A 17,947-nucleotide genomic window follows, 5' to 3' on the forward strand; every position below is an offset into this window, starting at 1 on the left:
CTTTTGTTGGTGGTTAATTATTTAGTGTCCAGCTCGCGGATGCGGATGTTGCGGAACCAGACTGGGTCGCCGTGATCCTGCAGACCGATCTTGCCGGAAGTGGATTTGCCGAAGCGTTCAAAGTCCTTGAACTTGGAATCGGCGATCATGGCCTCCCATTCGGGGCCGGTGTTGTTGTAGGTGAGCAGGCGCTCTCCGTTTTGCCACTGTTCCACCCGTCCGTCGGTGACGACGAGCCGTACCCGGTTCCACTCTCCGGCGGGCCGTACGTTTTCGGGCTCACCGGTGATCATGTCGTAGAGGTCGCCGGCCCGGTGGGTCACGATCTCCGCGTCGGGGTGGCAGCTGTTGTCGAGGATCTGCATTTCCGGGCCGGTCAGCCAGGGGTAGTCCAGGTCGTCGCTTTCGACAATATTGTAGATGATGCCGCTGTTGCCGCACTCACCGATCTTCCACTCGAGTTCCAGTTCATAGTTCTCGAAGCTCTCGTCGGTGACGAGGTCGCCTCCGCCTTCCACGCCGTGTTCGCCTTTGTTGCTGGTATCGAGATAGAGGACTCCCTCTTCGTCGATCTTCCAGGCCGATCCGGGTTCATCCTGGTTGTAGGAGTGCCAGGCATCCAGATTGTTGTCGGCGAGGAGGTTGGTCCAATCGCCGCTTCCCTGTAGCATGGGCTCGCCACTGGTGGTTACGGCGGCATCCGCGGCTGAATTGGCGTCCTCAGTCGTAGCGGAATGGTTGGCACCGCAGGCGGACAGGAGGAGGAGAAGGGGAAAGGCTAAGAAAGTACTACTGTGCATGATCTGAATTTGGTGTTGTAAGGTAAGGTGCCGACAGGAAATTCAGAAACCGGTTTCCGTAGGCTCACCGGCCGAGAAGCCGGCGGTAGGCCGCATCCAGATCGCGGGCCGACTGTTGGCAATGATAGCGTTCCGTAACGTATTCTTTACCGGCGGGTCCCAGCCGATCGCGTAAGGAGGCATCTTCGACCAAATCCACAACGGCGTTGACCAGGGCATATTCATCCCGGGGGGGCACCACCAGTGCCGTCTGCCCGTGTATGCCCAGTCCGCGGTTGCCGTCGATGTCAGTCATGATAGTGGGGCGGGCCAGGAAGAAGCTTTCTAGCAAGACTTTACTTAGCCCCTCCCCTTTGATGCTCGGCAACAGGCTGATGTCAGCCGCCGCGAGCAATTCCAAGGCGTCCGGCCGCCATCCGGTGAAGGTGTAATCCTCTTCGTCGTGGTAGGGGCTGTCGGCCAGGTCGGCAAGTAAATCGTTCGTTTCCAGGCCCCGGCCCACAAACATCAGGTGCAGCGGCAGTTCGGCGGGCAGGCGGCGAATCGCCGTTCCGAGATAATCCATGCCCTTCATACGCCGCGCGTTGGCCACAACCATCAGGACCAGCCTATCGGCCGGGATGTTAAATGCTGAATGCAGATCCACTGGCTGCACCGCTGTATACCAGGCGGGGTCGTGACCTTTGGCCACCACCACCGTTTTGCGGCCGTCGAAAAAGAGCTGCCGGTCAAGGTCGTCCTTCACTGCCTGGCTCACGCAGGTGATCATGTCTACCCGGGGGTGCAGGTGCTGGAGGTAAACTGTGGGGTCCCACCAGTGGACATTGCCGGTGTACCCCCGGTAAGTGACCACTTTGCCCGGCCAACCCTTCGCGGCGCGTACCCCGGTGGCCACTGCCTTGTTGTTGAAGAGGTGCAGCAGGTCATATTGTCCTTCCTCAAGTTCGCGCCGAACGCGGTCTCGCTCCGCAGAACTGAATTTTTCCTGCGGGTGCCAGTCGATGATCCGTACCCCAGCGGCTTCCAGTTCGTCCAGGTAATTGGCCTCCTTTGTGGGGGTCATCAGGGTAATGCGGTAGCCGAATTGCCGAGACAGCTCCACGAACCACCGCCCCTCGGGGCGTACGCCACTCAGGGAGTCCCGATAATCGGAGATGACAAGCAGGGAGGGTGGGACGGACAAGGCAGAGGAAGTTTGGCGCCGGCCAAATGTAGGTGATTCCCAGCGGTCATTCCCCGGCTAGGGCGCGGCGGTAGCTGGCGACCAGGGCGCGCGTGGTGGCCGCGGCGCCGAACTGCTCGCGGGCGTAGGTACCACCCTCTTCAATCAGGCGGTTACGGAGGGTGTCATTGTGGAGCAGGTCGCGGATCGCCTGGGCCATCTGAGCGGGTCGGTTGGGATCGACCAGAATCGCACCGGGACCGGCGGCTTCCGGCAGGGAGGAGGCCGTACTGGTGATCACGGCGGTCCCGGACAGCAGGGCTTCCGCGACCGGTAGGCCAAAACCTTCGTAGTGGCTGGGGTACACCACCGCCCGCGAACGACGGTACAGCGCCTTCAGCAGCCGGTTGTCGTCCAGGTCGCCGATCCAGTGAATGAGTGAATGCAGGGGCCGGTAGCGCTCTTGACGCATCAGTTGCGCCCGGTATTTGGATCCCCGCCCTACGACGACCAGTGGCAATTGCTCCGCGGTCCGAAGCTGCAGCAGGGCATCCAAGACGAGGGGCAGGTTCTTACGGGGGGTAAGGCTCCCCACGAAAAGGAGAAATTGCTCCGGCAAGTCGTACCGCTCCAGACCCGAAGGGGAGGTGCCCCCATCTTCGTAAAATAGCGGGTCACAGCTTTGGTAGACTACGTCGATTTTGGCCGGATTCACGCCGTAGTAGTCCGTAATATCCCGTTTGGTGTGCTCACTGATGGCGATGATGCGGTCTGCCCGGCGACAGGCGTGGCGCACCTTCCAGTCGTAGATCCAGCGGTCCACGGCCGGGTACCACTCCGGGTGCCGCTTGAATATCAGGTCGTGGATGGTCACCACCGACCGCGCCCCCCGCTTGGCAAGTCTGAAGGGCAATTCGTGGCTCAACCCGTGGTACAATTCCACGCGGTCGCGGGTCAGTTGGCGAACCATACCGTAACTCCGCCAGATGGGTTTGACCAGTCCCCGGGCACAGCGGAGGGTGTAAGCGGGATTGTCCCGAAAGGGCCGGGCGTAGGGGTGGTGGCTAGGCTGCGGACTGTACAGGAAGTACTCGAATTCGGGATGAGTGGCCTGTAGGTTCGTAAGCAGCGTACGGCTGTAATTCCCCAGTCCGGTGGAGTTGTGAAACAGTCGTTTGGCGTCGTAGCCTAAGCGCATAGCGGTCGCGTTGGCGCTTACAGGAGGCTCTCCCCGTTTGCGTCGGTGGTGAGAATTTCGCTGAAGTAGTCAAAGAAAGGTCGAAGACCGAGCAGGGCTTCTTCCGCCCGGTCGATGAAGTCCGGAGCGAGTACTTCGGCTTCGGTAAAGGTACGGGCAGCGTAGAACTGCTTGTAGCGTAGCAGGTCGATGTCGGGATGATCGCGCGCAAAGCCCTGCGGTGCGGTTTTGAGCTGTTCGCCCCGGAGCATACCGTAAAGCCTGCCAAATTCCCCGGCATTTAGGATTTCCCGCATGGCACCCGCGTCCGCGCCCAGCTCCTCCCGGATACGCTTGAGATCGTCTCGCTCGATGCCGTAGAAGCCGCCGCCCACCAGATTGTGCTCGGGCGCGAGGGTGAAGTAGTAGCCCCCGCGGCGCTGTCGGCCGTCGCGGGTGAAGCTGCCGGCGATATTGGTCTTGTAGGGCTGCTTGTTCTTGCTGAACCGCACGTCGCGGTAGATGCGGAAGAGGGACTTGCGCCCGCTTTCCGTGCTGATGACGTCGTGCCGCCGCAGCCGTTCCAGCAGTGTCTGCGCGAAGTCGGCCACGTTGTCGCGGGCCGCCGTGTAGGCCGCCTTGTGGTCGTTGAACCACTCACGCTCATTGTTGGCGGCCAGCTCGCGCAGGTAATCGAAAGTGGCCTGGTGGATCACGGACATAGGACGAAAGTAAGGCTTGGCGCCCGGACGACCAGCGGACCCAACCCGGCACCCGCCGTACCTTTGGGCCATGCAATCATTCCGCCGGCTCCTCGGCTACATGGGCAATTACCGCGGCCTGGTGGCGCTGGCCATCGCCTGCAATATCCTGACGGCCGTCTTCACGGTTGTATCCATCCCGATCTTTCAGCCTTTCTTCAACCTGCTGTTCGAGCAGACCGAACCCGTGACGGTGGCCCCGGCCGCCATCGATTCCCTGGCCGACCTGGAGCAGTATGGCGGCTACCTGGTCACCCAATGGATCGCCCGGGAGAGTAGGGAGCAGGCACTGCTTTACGTCTGCGCGCTCATATTGCTGTCTTTTCTCCTCAAAAACCTCTTCCGTTACCTCGCCCTCTTTTTCATGTCGCCGGTACGCAACGGCATCATCCGCGACCTGCGCAACGAATTGTACACCCACCTGCTGCACCTTCCGCTCGGTTACTTCACCGAGGAGCGCAAGGGGAACCTGCTCAGCCGCATTACCGGCGACGTACAGGAGGTCGAGAGCAGCATCCTGAACGTGCTGGAGGCCATTTTCCGCGAGCCCTTCATCATCATCGGGTCACTGACCTTCATGATCATCGTGAGCCCTTCCCTGACGCTGTTCGTTTTCGGACTGATGATCTTCACCGGAGTAGTGATCGGCGGCATCGGCAAGCGGCTCAAGCGCAGCAGCGGCGAGGTGCAGGAGACCCTGGGCGAGATCGTCAGCCGCACGGAGGAGAGCCTGGGCGGCCTGCGCATCATCAAGAGCTTCGGAGCCGAGGACTACCAGTCGCGGCGCTTCGCCGAACTCAACGACCGGTACCGCCACCGCCTGGTGCGGTTGCTATGGCGGCGCGACCTTTCCAGTCCCCTCACGGAATTCCTCGGTATCGCTACGGTAGCCCTGTTGCTGCTCTACGGTTCGCGGGAGGTGTTCGCGGGCACCATGGAGGCCGGCACCTTCATCGCCTTCATTTTTGCCTTTTACATGGTCATCGATCCGGCCAAGAACTTCTCCAAGGCCTGGTACAACGTTCAGAAGGGACTCGGCGCTCTGGAACGCGTGGAATCCGTGCTGGACGTGAAGAACCCCATGGCATCGTCCAGTGAGAACGAGTCGCGGCCCGTTGGGGCGGGCGGCGCGCGGGTGCTGGGCGGGGAAGCCACCGTGCCATCCGGGTCGGGCGGCATCCGTTTTCACCGGGTGGGTTTCCGGTACCGGGTTGACGGTCCCGAAGTGCTCCACGACATCGACCTCGAAATTCCGACCGGCAAGATCGTGGCCCTGGCGGGAGCGAGCGGCGGCGGCAAGAGTACGATCGCCGACCTGTTGCCCCGCTTCTACGACCCTACCTCCGGGCACATCACGCTCGACGGGCGGGACCTGCGCGATTATGAGCTGGCTGACCTGCGTTCCCGCTTCGGCATCGTTAGTCAGGAGGCGATCCTCTTCAACGATACCATCTACAACAACATCGTGTTCGGCATGAAAGACGTGACCCCCGAGCAGGTCGAAGAGGCCGCCCGCGTGGCCAATGCCCATGACTTCATTATCCGCATCCCGGGCGGCTATCAATCCAACATCGGCGACCGCGGCACGAAATTGAGCGGCGGGCAGCGACAGCGCCTTACCATTGCCCGTGCCGTGCTGCGTAATCCCGACATTCTGATTCTGGACGAGGCCACCTCGGCGCTCGACAGTGAGTCGGAACGACTCGTCCAGGAAGCTCTGCAGCGACTGATGGCTAATCGTACGGCTTTGGTCATCGCTCACCGCCTGTCGACCATCCAGAACGCCGACCAGATCATCGTCCTGGATCGGGGGCGCATCATCGAGCGCGGCACCCACGGAGAGCTGCTCGAGCGGGGTGGGGCCTACCGCAAACTGGTGGAGCTGCAGGAGGTGTAGGGCCAAGCACCCGTTGGACGGTGGGGGGACCGTCCAACGGGTGGTCGGTTGGACGGTGTCTACCGCTGCCCGAAAACATCTTGCCAGTCATAGCCTGCCTGCCGCAGCAGGGCACCCAGCGCGCGACTGGCCTCGGAAATGGTTGGGTCGCCGTTGCCGCTAGTAAGTATCTCTTTATGCCATTGCGTACGGAGGGCCAGAAGGCTTCGCTCCTGATCTTGGCGGAGGCGGTCCGGAATGTGCGCCACCTTCAGAAAGTAGTTAAGGCACCGGTCCAGCCGTTGCAGGTGCGCCTGCACCTTTGGTGAATCGGCATAGTGGATGCTCAGGGCCAGCATGCATTCATGTAAAGTGGCGAGCTGAAGCACGGCCGACCACGAGCGCTGATCGGAATGGAAGTAGTGTACGATGGGATAGCTAAGGTGGTCGTTCAGGTGCAGATTAAGCTGGGTCACCAGGTCATCGACCCGCTCCGAGAACAGGCTGCCGTCCGGCTCGGCGGTAAAGTACGCGTACATCTCCGAGGGCGATTCACCCAGGCTGGAGAGGAAGGTGGCCAGGTTCTTTTTCTTGGTGACCGCGTTGGTCACCGACAGAATGTAGGTAATGGCGGTGGTCAGCACGGCGAATCCAAGGAGGGAATACACGGCGGTCAGATGCCGACCCAGCGGCGAGCCCGGTGCATAATCTCCGAGACCAAGCGTAGAAAAAACGAAGCCGGTAAAGTAGGCCCGTTCGGAAAGGTTCGCCGGTACCTTGGTCGTTGCCCGCACCACAAAATCTGTATCCGCGATGAAGACCAGGAAGCCGCCCACCAACAGTAGTGCGATCCACATGAACAGCGACGCCACCAGGTGCAGCACCCCGCTCCAGTTCCGCATGCCGTCCGACCGCGGTGCCAGCAGCCGACCTAGTATTCGGTTAAGGGCAGTTGATAGGTACCCCGACCCGTTGCAGGAGAGTGTCGTATAGATAAAGTCCGTGAGGGTAATGGCAATAACTCCGATGCCACCAAGGAATAGTAGGCCGTTCATGTGTGCGGGTTCCGGTGAATTGGACGGCTTACCGGTGGCGGATGTTCACCTGGTCCGGTTGCTGAGTGGTCGGACCACTCGTTATCGGGCCACTAAAGCAGCGCCTCGCTGGCTCGTTGGCCCCGGCCGAAATCAAATAACCCCATCACCTCCGCCAATTTCTCCGAAATCCGGTCATTCCCCAAATTGCCCAGACTGCCTAGGTGGGTGTGCAGCAGGTCGGTAGGCGCGACAAAAGTGCCGGCCTCGATATCCTTGCCCACCCGCTGGTAGGCGTCGCGGAAGGGCACACCTTCCAGGACGAGCTGGTTGACCGCCTCCACGCTGTACAGATAGGTGTAACGCGGATCGGTTGGCAGCTCCTGGGCGCGGACTTGGGTGCGGGGCAGGGCGTACAGCGCGATGGCCAGTCCGTCCTCCAACTGGTCCAGGGCGGGGAAGATGGCCTCCTTCAACAGTTGGAAATCGCGGTGGTAGCCGCCCGGGAGGTTGGTGGTGAGCTGGCTGATCTGCGCCGGCAGCGACTGCAGCAGGTTGCAGCGACCGCGGAGCAATTCGAAGACATCGGGATTTTTCTTGTGCGGCATAATGCTCGAGCCGGTGGTGAGGTCGTCAGGCAATTGCAGGAAACCGAAGTTCTGACTGCTGTACAGGCAAACGTCCATCGCCAGCTTGCCGATGGTCTGGGCCATGCCGGCGATGGCAAAGGCCACCGTCAGTTCGGTTTTGCCGCGGCCCATCTGGGCGGCGACCACGTTCACTACGGGTGCGCGGAAGCCGAGCAGTTCGGTGGTGCGGTCGCGGTCGAGTGGGAAGCTGGATCCGTATCCGGCGGCCGAGCCGAGCGGGTTTTGGTCGACCGTATCGTAGGCTGCCTTCCAAAGGCGCAGGTCGTCGATCAGGGCTTCTCCGTAGGCACCGAACCACAAGCCGAAGCTGCTGACCATGGCCACTTGCAGGTGGGTGTAACCGGGAATCAGCTTATCGCGGTGTTCTTCACTGAGCGCGGTGAGGGTGCGGCTCAGCTCGGCGGTCTGCTCTACGATCCCGCGAATGCGGTGCCGGAAGTACAAGCGCAGGTCCACCAGCACCTGGTCGTTACGGCTGCGGCCGGAGTGGATCTTCTTGCCGTCGTCGCCGAGGGCGCGGGTGAGCAGCAGCTCTACCTGACTGTGCACGTCCTCCACGCCATCCTCGATGACGAAGCTCCCGTCGACTGCCACGCGGTACAGCTCCCGGAGCTTGGCCAGGCACCTGCGCGCCGCCGGCGCATCGATCAGTCCTACCTCCTCCAACATGGTCACGTGGGCAATAGAGCCGAGAATATCGAAGGGGGCCAGTTCGAGGTCGAGTTCGCGGTCGCGGCCGACGGTAAAGCCGGCGATGCGCTGGTCCAGGGAGTAGTCTTTTTGCCAGAGTTTGTCAGCCATACCGCGAAGATGGGGCAAAGGCGCGGAAACGACCTACCGGTTGCCGTAGTCGTAGCCCTTGCGCAGCAGGGCCACGGCTTCGGCGGAAAGCTCGCCCGGACCGCTCAGGCGGATGGAGTGGCGGAACTTCTTTTGGCCCATATGGTCGAGGGCGGATTTGTGCAGGATGGGGCTGTGGATGATTTCACCGGTGAAAAAGCTGCATTCGAGCACCTTGGTCATGGGGCGGACGACCATCCAGGCCCGCTTGTTGGTGAACATGATCGCCTTGCGGGCGGGGGTGATGAGGTTGGGCTCCCAGTCGGCCGTGGCCACGAGTACGTCGTCGAAGGCCATTACGACGTGATCGGGTTTGCCGGCGAAGATCTCATCGATGGTCTTTTCGCTGCACACGTGCCACTGTCCGGCACGGCGGAAGGGGCGTTCACATTTAGGGCAGGTCCACATGGACATCCCAACGGAGGCCTAGGACAGCAGGTTCAGGTCGAAGGTGAAGCCGGGCAGGACATCCTCACCGTCGATGGTGCGGTCGAGCGGACTGACCAGCTCTACGGAATGGTCGGCGCGGTAGATCCACAAGCGGTCGTTCTCAACGTCGGCGAGCCAGGCCAGCCGGACACCGTTGGCGATCCAGGTATCTCGCATTTTGCTTTCCAGGTCTTGAAGGTCATCGTTGGGCGATTTTACCTCCACCACAAAATCCGGCACAACCGCCAGAAAATGCTGTCGGTCACGGGCCGTAAAGGCACTCAATTTAGCGGCAGATACATAACACGCATCGGGTGATCGAACGGAGCCATCCGGTAACCGCAGGCCTACCGCGCTGCTGAGGGCCGCGCCACCCTGGGCCCTGGCGTACAATTTAAGATCGGCGATAAATTCAGCTTCGTACCCGCTGCTATCAAATGATACAGGGCACATGATCTTGATCCTTCCGTCCGGCTCCCGTTCGGCCAGTAAATTGGGGTTGACGCGACAGAAAGCCTCGAACTGCTCTAGAGACAGTTGATGCGCGGTGTAAAGGGGAGCCACCGACTCCAGGCTTTCCAGTGAAGAGAACATACGCTAACGATGATCACCCTAATATAGCAAGTCTTTCAGTACCAACGCATCACCTCTTTCAGCGGTTTTCGCTCGATCACCGGCACACGGGCATCGGGAGCGGGCAGACCCACGGGCAGCAGCAGGTAGGGGCGCTCGTTCTCCGGCCGGTCGAGTACGCGTTGCAGGAAGTTCATGGGACTGGGCGTGTGAGTTACCGTCACCAGTCCGGCGCGGTGAATGGCCGCAATAAGCAATCCGCAGGCGATGCCGACGGACTCGTTCACGTAGTAATTCTTGTGCCGGTTGCCGGCGGCGTCGAGATCGTAGGCCTTCTTGAACACAACAATCAGGTAGGGGGCGGTGGTGAGAAAGGGCTTGCGCCAGTCGGTGCCGAACTTCGCCAGGTCAGCCAACCACTCGTCTGACATACGGCCGTGGTAGTTATCGTACTCCTCGCGTTCGGCGGCTTCCCGGATCTGGTGCTTGATGCTGGGGTCTTCCACCACGCAAAAGGTCCACGGCTGCTTGTGGGCACCGGAGGGCGCGGCGGCGGCCGTCCGGACAACGTCCTCGATCACGCTGCGGGGAACAGGGGTATCCGAGAACTCACGTACCGTACGCCGCTGGTTCAGCTCGGCGTAAAAGGCCGCGGCGGCGACCCGCATTTCCTCGGGGGACCTTGGCGTGTGTAGTAGGGGCTGGTATTCGGACATCAGCGGTGGGTTTGGGCGGTTCCGCGGGTGCAAGGTAGCCGCCCAGGCGCAAAGCCCCGGGGCATCAGCCCGCTACCCGGTTCTCGTAGAAACTCACTCCCAGGGTGAGCAGGCCGATGAGGCACAGCGCCCGCAGGAGCGACCAGTCGATGTAGTGCGCGCCGGTGAAGATTTCGCGTGCGTAGAGGATTAGGTAGACGCAGGCGGCGGAAAACACAATGCCGGCCGCTGCATCCAGCGCCGCGCGGGTAGGGGAGGTATTACCGTTCATGAGATAGAGGAAACTACTTGAGGTTCGGCCCGGGGGGCACGACATAAATTACAATGTTATAACCTCGGTTGCGGATTTTGCAGTGTGCCGCCGCGGGAAAAAAGTGCTTGTCGGCTATCCGTCCTTAAACAACCGAGTGCACGGGTTGGGCGGTGGGCCATGGTAGGCCGGATTTGTCGGACTGAACCCTGCACCCGCGTTCCCGCCCCCCGGTGGTAGAGTATAGTGCAGCATTCGTCGAACACCTGGAGAATACGGAAACACACGGGTGGTCCCATCCGTAATTTCACCACTTACCCCCGACCACCTGGCCATGAAACCACTCCTACTTCTCCTTTCACTTTTCACGACCGCGCTGTACGCCCAACCGCCAGGTGCTGGAGGGGGCGCGCCTAGCATCAAGGGTACCATCCGCGGTCAGGTGCTGGACGCACAATCCGGCGATCCGGTAGAATTTGCCACCATTGTTTTGCTTTCCGCCGACGGCGAACAGCAGATCAACGGCACCCTTTCCGAAACGGATGGCAGTTTCAAGTTGGTCAACGTAGCCCCCGGCGATTACCGCCTGAAGGCCAGTTTCCTGGGTTACCTGGAGCAAACGCTGGATGAGGTCAAGACCACCAAACGGAGCCCCGACCTAACCCTGGAGCCCATCGTGCTTGCGGCCGACGCCGTGACCCTGGAAGGGGTGGAGGTGACGGCCCAGGCCTCCCTGGTAGAGAACCGGATCGACAAGATGGTCTACAACGCCGACCAGGACGCCACCAACAGCGGCGGCGACGCCAGCGACGTATTGCGCAAGGTGCCGCTGCTCAGCGTCGACCTGGAAGGCAACGTGAGTCTGCGGGGCTCCTCCAACCTGCGCATCCTGGTTAACGGTCGGCCCTCGACCATCTTTGCCAGTAGTGTGGCCGATGCCCTGAAGAGCATCCCGAGCGACCAGATCAAAAGCGTGGAGGTCATCACTACGCCCAGCGCCCGCTACGACGGCGAGGGCAGCGGTGGCATCATCAACATCATTACCAAGAAAAAGGAAGCCCAGGGATTTACCGGTACGGTTAACTCGAGCGTGGGCACCCGGCAGAACAACTTCGGACTGAACGCCAACGCCCTGATCGGGCGCTTCGGCATGAACGCGGGCGTGAACAGTTTCTGGAGCTGGAAGCGGGCGGCGGAGAACCAGTTCCTGCGGACCGACTTCGACAACGGGACGGCCGTCCGGCAACTCGAACAGGGCGGACTCAATGAGTCGGGGTTCTTCGGCGCAAACGGAAACCTGGGCGCTTTTTACGACTTCAACGCTTACAACAGCCTGAACCTGAGCGGGCGGTACAACCGCTTTGCGCGCAGCCAGGAGGGTACGACCAATGGATTCATCGACTACTTCGGTTCGGAGAACAGCGTCGACTTCTCGCGCTTCAACGATAGTGAGAACGCCAACTCCGGCTTCGACGCTACGCTTGATTACCGCCGGACGTTCGCCGATCAGCCGGACCGGGAGCTGATCCTGGCTTTCCAGCTTAGCGGACAGAACAGCAACACCGACAACATCATCGACCAGACCGGCGACCTGGCCATCTACCAGCGCGACCTGATCAACACCAACGACGGACTGAACCTGGAGTACACCGGTCAACTCGACTACGTGCACCCGGCCGGCGAGCGGCTGAAACTGGAAACCGGACTGAAGGCCGTGCTGCGCCGCATCGACAGCGACTACCGCACGCAGGTAAAGCCCAACGACGGAGGCTCCTTTACCGACGACCCCAAACTCACCGACCTGTTTCTGTACGATCAGGACGTCTACGCCGCCTACCTCAGCGGCAACTGGACCATCAGCGACAAATGGGGATTGGTAGCCGGTGCCCGCTACGAAACCACCGAGATCGGTGGGGAATTCCGCAGCGAGAATCCGAGTTTCACGAACAGCTACCACAACTTCCTGCCCAGCATCATCCTGAACCGCAAGCTTTCACAATTCAGCAACCTGAAGGCTAGCTATACCCAGCGCATCCAGCGCCCGAGCCTGTTCTACATCAACCCGTTCACGGCCATCGCGGACCCCAACTCACTGCAGATCGGCAACCCCGACCTCGAGCCGGAGATCGTGGAGCAGTACGAACTGGCCTACAACACTTACATCAAGGGCCTGGTCATCAACGCCTCCACCTACTACCGTAAGACCGACGACCTGATTGAGAGCTTCCTGAACGTAGACGACGGCGGCATCGCCAGTACGACTACCTTCCTCAATATTGGAAGCAGCGATACCTACGGTGCCAACCTCTTCACGTCCATCACCCTGTGGGAGAAACTCCAGCTCCGCGCCAGTCTGAACTACGGACGCTACATTGGCACGGGATTCGTCAACGGACAACAACTGGAGCGTTCGGCCGATATCATCAGCGGCAACGGGGGCGGCAGCTTTCAGTTTAACGAGAAGTTGCGGGCCGACTTCTTCGCCTTCGGGCGCGGGCCGCAGCAAACCCTGCAGGGTTCCAACCCCAGTTTCAGCATCTACGGCGTGGGCATGAACTACGATGTGAGCGAACGCACATCCTTCGGCGTGCGGATCATCACCCCGTTCAGCGAGGATAAGGTGTTTGCCTCCAGCCTGCGCGGGGAGGACTTCGTGCAGGAAAGCAGTTTCACCATACCCTTCCGCAGTTTCGGGATCAGCTTTAACCACAAATTCGGGCAGATCGACTTCCGCGCCCAGAACCGCCGCACGCGCGTGCGCAACGACGACCAGAAGGAAGGGGAGGGGAATCAGCAATTCTAACCTGAACCACCGGGCCAGGCCCTTAAAACTTCGCCCTTCCCCGCTTTTCAAAGGGCGGCTGCTTCATGCGGGTCACCGGGCGCTCCTCAAGTAATTTGAGCACCTCCTCAATGGCGCGTTCCAACTGCGGGTCGCGGCCGGCCATCACTTCGGCCGGGAATTGCTCCACGGTAATGTCGGGGGCCACCCCCTCGTTCTCTACCCGGTAACCGTTCTCGTCCCAGAAAGCTACGTTGGGGGCCGTCACGGAGCCGCCATCGATGAATTGCGGGTAGCCGAGCACGCCGACCAGCCCGCCCCAGGTACGCTTGCCGATGATCGGGCCCAGATCGTTTTGCCGCCACAGGTATGGAAACAGGTCCCCGCCGGAACCGGCCGTTTCGTCGATGAGCAGCACTTTTGGGCCCTGGATAGAGGCCACCGGCGCGTGCTGAATCTCCCCGTAGCGGTAGGTCCAACTGTTCTGGTAGGGCCGCATGAGCAGTTCGATGTAGTAGTCGGCGATCTGTCCGCCGCCGTTGAATCGCTCGTCCACGATGATGGCCTGCTTGTCGACCTGCGGGAAAAAGTAGCGCTTGAAGTATTCGAAGCCCCCGCTGCCGGTATTGGGTACGTATACGTAAGCTACTTTTCCGTCGGTGGCTTCGTTGACCTTGCGGAGGTTGCCTTCCACCCAGGCGCGGTTGCGCAGACTGTACTCGCGCTCCACCGGAGTGACGGTCACGGTGCGTGAGTCGCTGCCGTCCGCGTTCGGGCCCACGGTGATTTCCACATTCCGCCCGGCGGTACGCTCGAAGAAGCGGTACAGGTTATCATCCGCCGTCACTTCCTGGCCGTTGACCGCCAGCAGGTAATCGCCTTCGTTCACGTTGACGCCCGGCTCCATCAGGGGGGCTTCCAGATCCTGGTTCCAGTTTAGTCCGCCGTAGATGCGGGCGAATCGGTAGCGGCCGTTGGCTACCTTATAGTCGGCACCCAGCAACCCCCCGGGCACGGTCTCTTTTTCCGCCAACGGAGTTCCCGTACTGCCGAAACGGTGGTGACCCACGCCCAGCTCACTGCCCATCCAACGCATCACCCGGTAGAGGTCGGCGCGGGTACGCACTTCCGCCAGGAAAGGTTCGTACTTGACTTTCATCGCTTCCCAGTCCACACCGTGCATACCGGGATCGTAGAAGTAATCGCGGTTCACCCGCCACATCTCCTCGAAGATGTTGCGCCATTCGGCCGGCGGGTCGATGCGTACGCTGAAGTTGTAGCTTTCGGCGGGTTTCAGGTCCTCGGCCTTGGGTTCCTCGACGCTGGTGACGCCGTAGTTGTCTCCCTGCCGGACCAGCAGTTTCTCGCCGTTAGCGGTCAGCGAAAAGCCATCGGCGTCCAGCAATTTTTTCTCCTCCCGTTCTTCCAGGGTGAAGCGGTGGATGCTCGAGCCCACGTCGGTAGTTTCAAGGTAAAGCAGGTGGCCCTCTTTCGGGCTCACGAGGTTGCTGTAGTTGCCGTTGCCCACGGGCAGGTGGACCACCCGGTTGGCCAGTCCGTCGAAATCGATTCGGATCGGCGTGGGGGTGGGTTCCGATTCTTCCTCTTCCTCCGGTCCGGGCTCGATCTCTTCCTGATCGTTGCGGTGGGCCAGGGGGTTTTTGACCTCCTTTTGCAGGGTTATCAGGTAGAGGTCGTTGGTGGCCCGCATGTCGTTGCTCGACTGCTGGAACCAGTTCACGACAGGTCCGGCATCGGTGGAGACAGCCAGGTAAAGGTACTTTCCGGAGGGGTCGAAGGTGGGTTCGGTGACATTCGCCAGCCCGTCGGTGGCGGGTTGTGACTCACCCGTTTGGGTATCGTAGATGTAGGCCCGCTCGAAGTTGGTGCCGGTGATCCGGGTGTAGGCCAGGTAGCGGCCGGCGGGCGACCAGGAGCCGAAGAGGTCGCGGTAGGCACCCGGCCCGTAATTGACGTCCTGGCTCACCTTGCGTACCTGTCCGGAGGCGACGTTCAGCACGTACAGGTTGCGGCCGTTGTCCACGAAGGCGAGTTGTTTGCTGTCGGGCGACCAATGGGGGTAGGCGTAAAACCCCGTTCCGTCTAGCGCGATAGCCCGCGTTTCTCCGTTGCCGACGGCGCGCAGGTGCAGGGCATACTCCCCGGAAGCATCACTAAAGTAGGCGATGATTCGGCCGTCCGGTGACCAGGCGGGATCGCTTTCGTGGGTGCCGGGCGTCTGGGTGAGGTTCTGTACGTCGCCCTGCCCGGTGGGGGCGGTGAGGATCTCGCCGCGGTAGTCGGCTACGATCCGCGTGCCCGACGGGGAACTGCTCATCGAGCGGATATGCTCGGGTCCGGACACGTAGCGGGGGCGTACGTCCAGGATGTCGGCATTCACCGTGATGTCCAGTTGGGTGCTTTCCCCGCTAGCGGGGTCGTAGCGGTGGAGGTAGCCCGCCTGTTCAAAGATGATGCCATCGGGGCCGGCACTTAGGCTCAGTACCGGGAAGTCGGTAAAATCGGTCAGCTGTTCCACCCTTCCGCCATTCGGGTCGTAAGCGTAAAGATTGTACTCCCCGGCGCGGTCACTGCGGAAGTATACCTTACCGTCGTACCACTGGGGGGCGGAATCGTTGCTTCCCTTCTCCGGCTGGGTGACTTCTACGACGGAGCGGTCGGTGGTATCAAATATCCAGATGCGCGAGATGGTGCCGCCGCGGTAGCCCTTCCACATGCTGGAAGCGTCGTACAGCGGCGTGTACGCCAGGTAGCGCCCGTCGGCGGAGTAGTCGGCCGAAAAGGCGGTGGGAATGTCGAGTGGCTCCACCTGTCCGCCGTCAAGGCCGATCGTGAAGAGCTGATTGAAGCGGTTGGTGAACACCTTGCGCCCGGAGGTGAAAAGGACGCGATTGCCGTCCGGCGTGAAGGCCTGTACTTCATCGTCGTAGGGGTGCCAGGTCAGCCGTATGGGTATTCCGCCACGCGTGGGTACGGTGTAAACGTCCACGTTGCCGTCGTAGGAACCGGTGAAGGCGATCGTTTGTCCGTCGGGACTGAATACGGGATTGTATTCCTCTCCCTCGCCGATGGTGAGCCGCCGGGCATTTTTTCCATCACGGTCGGCCACCCAGAGGTCGCCGGCGTAGGCAAAGGCAAGGTGGTCTTCACTCATCGCCGGGTCGGAGAGGAGGCGGGTCTGGGCGGATAGGGAAATGGAAAGGAGGAGGAACAGCCCGGTGAGCATATGGTAGGTCATGGCAGGGATTGCGGTTGGTTAGAAAAGTATACATATCTCCCGACATCGGGGGCTATCTTGCCCGGATGAAGGTTTCTCCCGTACTATTTCTCTGTCTGCTTGCCTGTCCGCTCCTGAGTCAGCGGCCCGCCCCCGCCCGCATCGATGAAGTCGGACGACAATACGCCGATGCCACCTTTCCGGAGCTGATCGAACTCCTCAGCCTCCCCAACGACGCGCACTTTCCGGTAGATATCGAGCGCAACATCGCGTGGTGCGAGGCGGCCTTCGCCCGTCGTGATTTCAGCCTCCAACGCATCGAAACGGCCACCGTGCCGCTGCTGTTGGCCCAGCGGAATGTGGTGGAAGCAGACAAGACCGTGCTGGTTTATCTACAGGTGGACGGCCAGCCCACCGATACCAGCCGTTGGGAACAGGCAAATCCCTTCCTCCCGGTGATCAAACGAAGAAGTGATGCCAATGAAGCCTGGCAAGTAGTAGACTCCTACACCCCCGAAGAGTTACTCGACGACGACCGCGTTTTCGCACGTTCGGCCTCCGACGCCAAGGGACCCATCGGGATGTTCCTCGCCGCGCTGGATGCCGTAGCCGACCTTGGGCTTGCCCCCAGCTATAACCTCAAGGTCATTATGGATTTCGAGGAAGAGATCGGCTCTCCCCGGCTACCGGCCGCGGTAGAACGGCACCAGGAACTTCTCGCGGCTGACATGCTCATCATCTTCGACGGACCGCTTCACCCCAGCAATCAGCCAACCCTGAAGTTTGGCGCAAGAGGGATCGCCGACGTAACCCTAACCACTTACGGGCCGATAGACCCCCAGCACAGCGGCCATTACGGCAACTACGCCCCCAACCCCGCCCTGGCCCTGGCCCAGCTCCTTGCTTCCATGAAGGATGCCGACGGACGCGTACTTATCCCGGGCTACTACGATGGCGTACACCTGGACGACAGCACCCGCAAGCTGCTGAATACCGTACCCGACGACGAAGCCGAGATCCGCGACCGACTTCAAATCGGTCGGGTAGATAGCGTCGGGCGGAGCTACCAGGAGTCTATCCAGTACCCCTCGCTCAACATAAGGGGAATGCGCAGCGGCTGGATCGACGACGAGGTACGCACCATCATCCCCGCCTGGGCCCGGGCCGAACTCGATCTGCGATTGGTACTCGAATCCAATCCGGATCGCCTTATCCAACTGGTCCGCGATCATATAGCGGGCCAGGGCTATCACGTACTCGACCGGGAACCCACCAAAGCGGAACGACTGGCCCACCCCCGTATCGCCACCCTTACCTCCCGGGTCTTCTACCAGTCTTTCCGTACGGATTTCGACACCGAGGTGGGACAATGGCTGCAGCGGGCACTCACCTACGTGCACGGACAGAAACCGGTGATGATTCGCATGACGGGGGGCTCCATCCCAATCGCCCCCTTCGTAGTTACCCTGGACATTCCCGCGGTTACCGTACCTACCGTGAATATGGACAACAACCAGCACAGCCCCAACGAAAACCTCCGCATCGGAAATTACCGGGATGGGGTTAAAACCATGATTGGCATTCTTACGGAACCCCTGTAGTTCTGGGTTTTCCCTGCACCCGCGCGCCGCCGCCAACAATTTGCCCCGCCGGTGTTTT

The 17,947-nt window shown here is 61.0% G+C and carries 14 protein-coding genes; 3 read left to right on the forward strand and 11 right to left on the reverse strand.

The genetic code is table 11. The features are described from left to right. Positions 1 to 17 precede the first annotated feature (17 nt). From E4021_RS09880 to E4021_RS09895, 4 genes are all read right to left on the reverse strand, one after another. Positions 18 to 800 carry a 3-keto-disaccharide hydrolase gene (locus E4021_RS09880; RefSeq protein ID WP_136458907.1) on the reverse strand — a complete coding sequence of 261 codons (783 nt, stop codon included), beginning with the start codon at positions 798 to 800 and terminating at the stop codon, positions 18 to 20. 64 nt (positions 801 to 864) lie between these two features. Then, complete coding sequence (locus E4021_RS09885; protein ID WP_136458909.1) at positions 865 to 1,983, reverse strand: glycosyltransferase family 4 protein; 1,119 nt, start codon at positions 1,981 to 1,983, stop codon at positions 865 to 867. A gap of 46 nt (positions 1,984 to 2,029) precedes the next feature. Beyond that, positions 2,030 to 3,160: a glycosyltransferase family 4 protein gene (locus E4021_RS09890; protein ID WP_136458911.1), complete on the reverse strand. Its 1,131-nt coding sequence runs from the start codon at positions 3,158 to 3,160 to the stop codon at positions 2,030 to 2,032. Positions 3,161 to 3,177: 17 nt separating this feature from the next. Further along, a complete protein-coding gene (locus E4021_RS09895; RefSeq protein ID WP_136458913.1) occupies positions 3,178 to 3,861 on the reverse strand; it encodes a DUF2461 domain-containing protein in 684 nt (227 codons plus the stop codon). A 70-nt stretch (positions 3,862 to 3,931) separates the two neighbouring features. On the opposite strand from E4021_RS09895, the gene E4021_RS09900 reads away from it, so the two are divergent. Continuing rightward, positions 3,932 to 5,797 carry an ABC transporter ATP-binding protein gene (locus E4021_RS09900; RefSeq protein WP_136458915.1) on the forward strand — a complete coding sequence of 622 codons (1,866 nt, stop codon included), beginning with the start codon at positions 3,932 to 3,934 and terminating at the stop codon, positions 5,795 to 5,797. A gap of 59 nt (positions 5,798 to 5,856) precedes the next feature. Here E4021_RS09900 and E4021_RS09905 read toward each other — a convergent pair whose 3' ends face one another. The 6 genes from E4021_RS09905 to E4021_RS09930 form a co-directional block, all read right to left on the reverse strand. After that, entirely contained in the window at positions 5,857 to 6,831 is a 975-nt protein-coding gene (locus E4021_RS09905) for a potassium channel family protein (protein ID WP_136458917.1), read from the reverse strand. Positions 6,832 to 6,923: 92 nt separating this feature from the next. Next, positions 6,924 to 8,261 (reverse strand): argininosuccinate lyase, encoded by a 1,338-nt coding sequence (gene argH, locus E4021_RS09910; protein WP_136458919.1) that lies wholly within the window; start codon positions 8,259 to 8,261, stop codon positions 6,924 to 6,926. Between the two features lie 33 nt (positions 8,262 to 8,294). Continuing rightward, positions 8,295 to 8,714, reverse strand: coding sequence for a DUF5655 domain-containing protein (locus tag E4021_RS09915; protein WP_136458921.1), 420 nt, complete (start codon positions 8,712 to 8,714; stop codon positions 8,295 to 8,297). A gap of 12 nt (positions 8,715 to 8,726) precedes the next feature. Further along, positions 8,727 to 9,323, reverse strand: coding sequence for a Uma2 family endonuclease (locus E4021_RS09920; protein WP_136458923.1), 597 nt, complete (start codon positions 9,321 to 9,323; stop codon positions 8,727 to 8,729). A gap of 35 nt (positions 9,324 to 9,358) precedes the next feature. Further along, positions 9,359 to 10,018: a nitroreductase family protein gene (locus tag E4021_RS09925; RefSeq protein WP_136458925.1), complete on the reverse strand. Its 660-nt coding sequence runs from the start codon at positions 10,016 to 10,018 to the stop codon at positions 9,359 to 9,361. A 64-nt stretch (positions 10,019 to 10,082) separates the two neighbouring features. Next, positions 10,083 to 10,289 carry a hypothetical protein gene (locus E4021_RS09930; protein WP_136458927.1) on the reverse strand — a complete coding sequence of 69 codons (207 nt, stop codon included), beginning with the start codon at positions 10,287 to 10,289 and terminating at the stop codon, positions 10,083 to 10,085. Positions 10,290 to 10,602: 313 nt separating this feature from the next. On the opposite strand from E4021_RS09930, the gene E4021_RS09935 reads away from it, so the two are divergent. Continuing rightward, positions 10,603 to 13,071, forward strand: coding sequence for a TonB-dependent receptor domain-containing protein (locus tag E4021_RS09935; RefSeq protein ID WP_246050267.1), 2,469 nt, complete (start codon positions 10,603 to 10,605; stop codon positions 13,069 to 13,071). 22 nt (positions 13,072 to 13,093) lie between these two features. Here E4021_RS09935 and E4021_RS09940 read toward each other — a convergent pair whose 3' ends face one another. Beyond that, complete coding sequence (locus E4021_RS09940; RefSeq protein ID WP_246050268.1) at positions 13,094 to 16,309, reverse strand: S41 family peptidase; 3,216 nt, start codon at positions 16,307 to 16,309, stop codon at positions 13,094 to 13,096. A 65-nt stretch (positions 16,310 to 16,374) separates the two neighbouring features. Between E4021_RS09940 and E4021_RS09945 the strand changes: the two genes are divergently transcribed. Further along, positions 16,375 to 17,889: a M20/M25/M40 family metallo-hydrolase gene (locus E4021_RS09945; RefSeq protein ID WP_136458929.1), complete on the forward strand. Its 1,515-nt coding sequence runs from the start codon at positions 16,375 to 16,377 to the stop codon at positions 17,887 to 17,889. Positions 17,890 to 17,947: the final 58 nt, after the last annotated feature.

Source organism: Neolewinella litorea (assembly GCF_004803465.1).
Lineage (GTDB): Bacteria > Bacteroidota > Bacteroidia > Chitinophagales > Saprospiraceae > Neolewinella > Neolewinella litorea.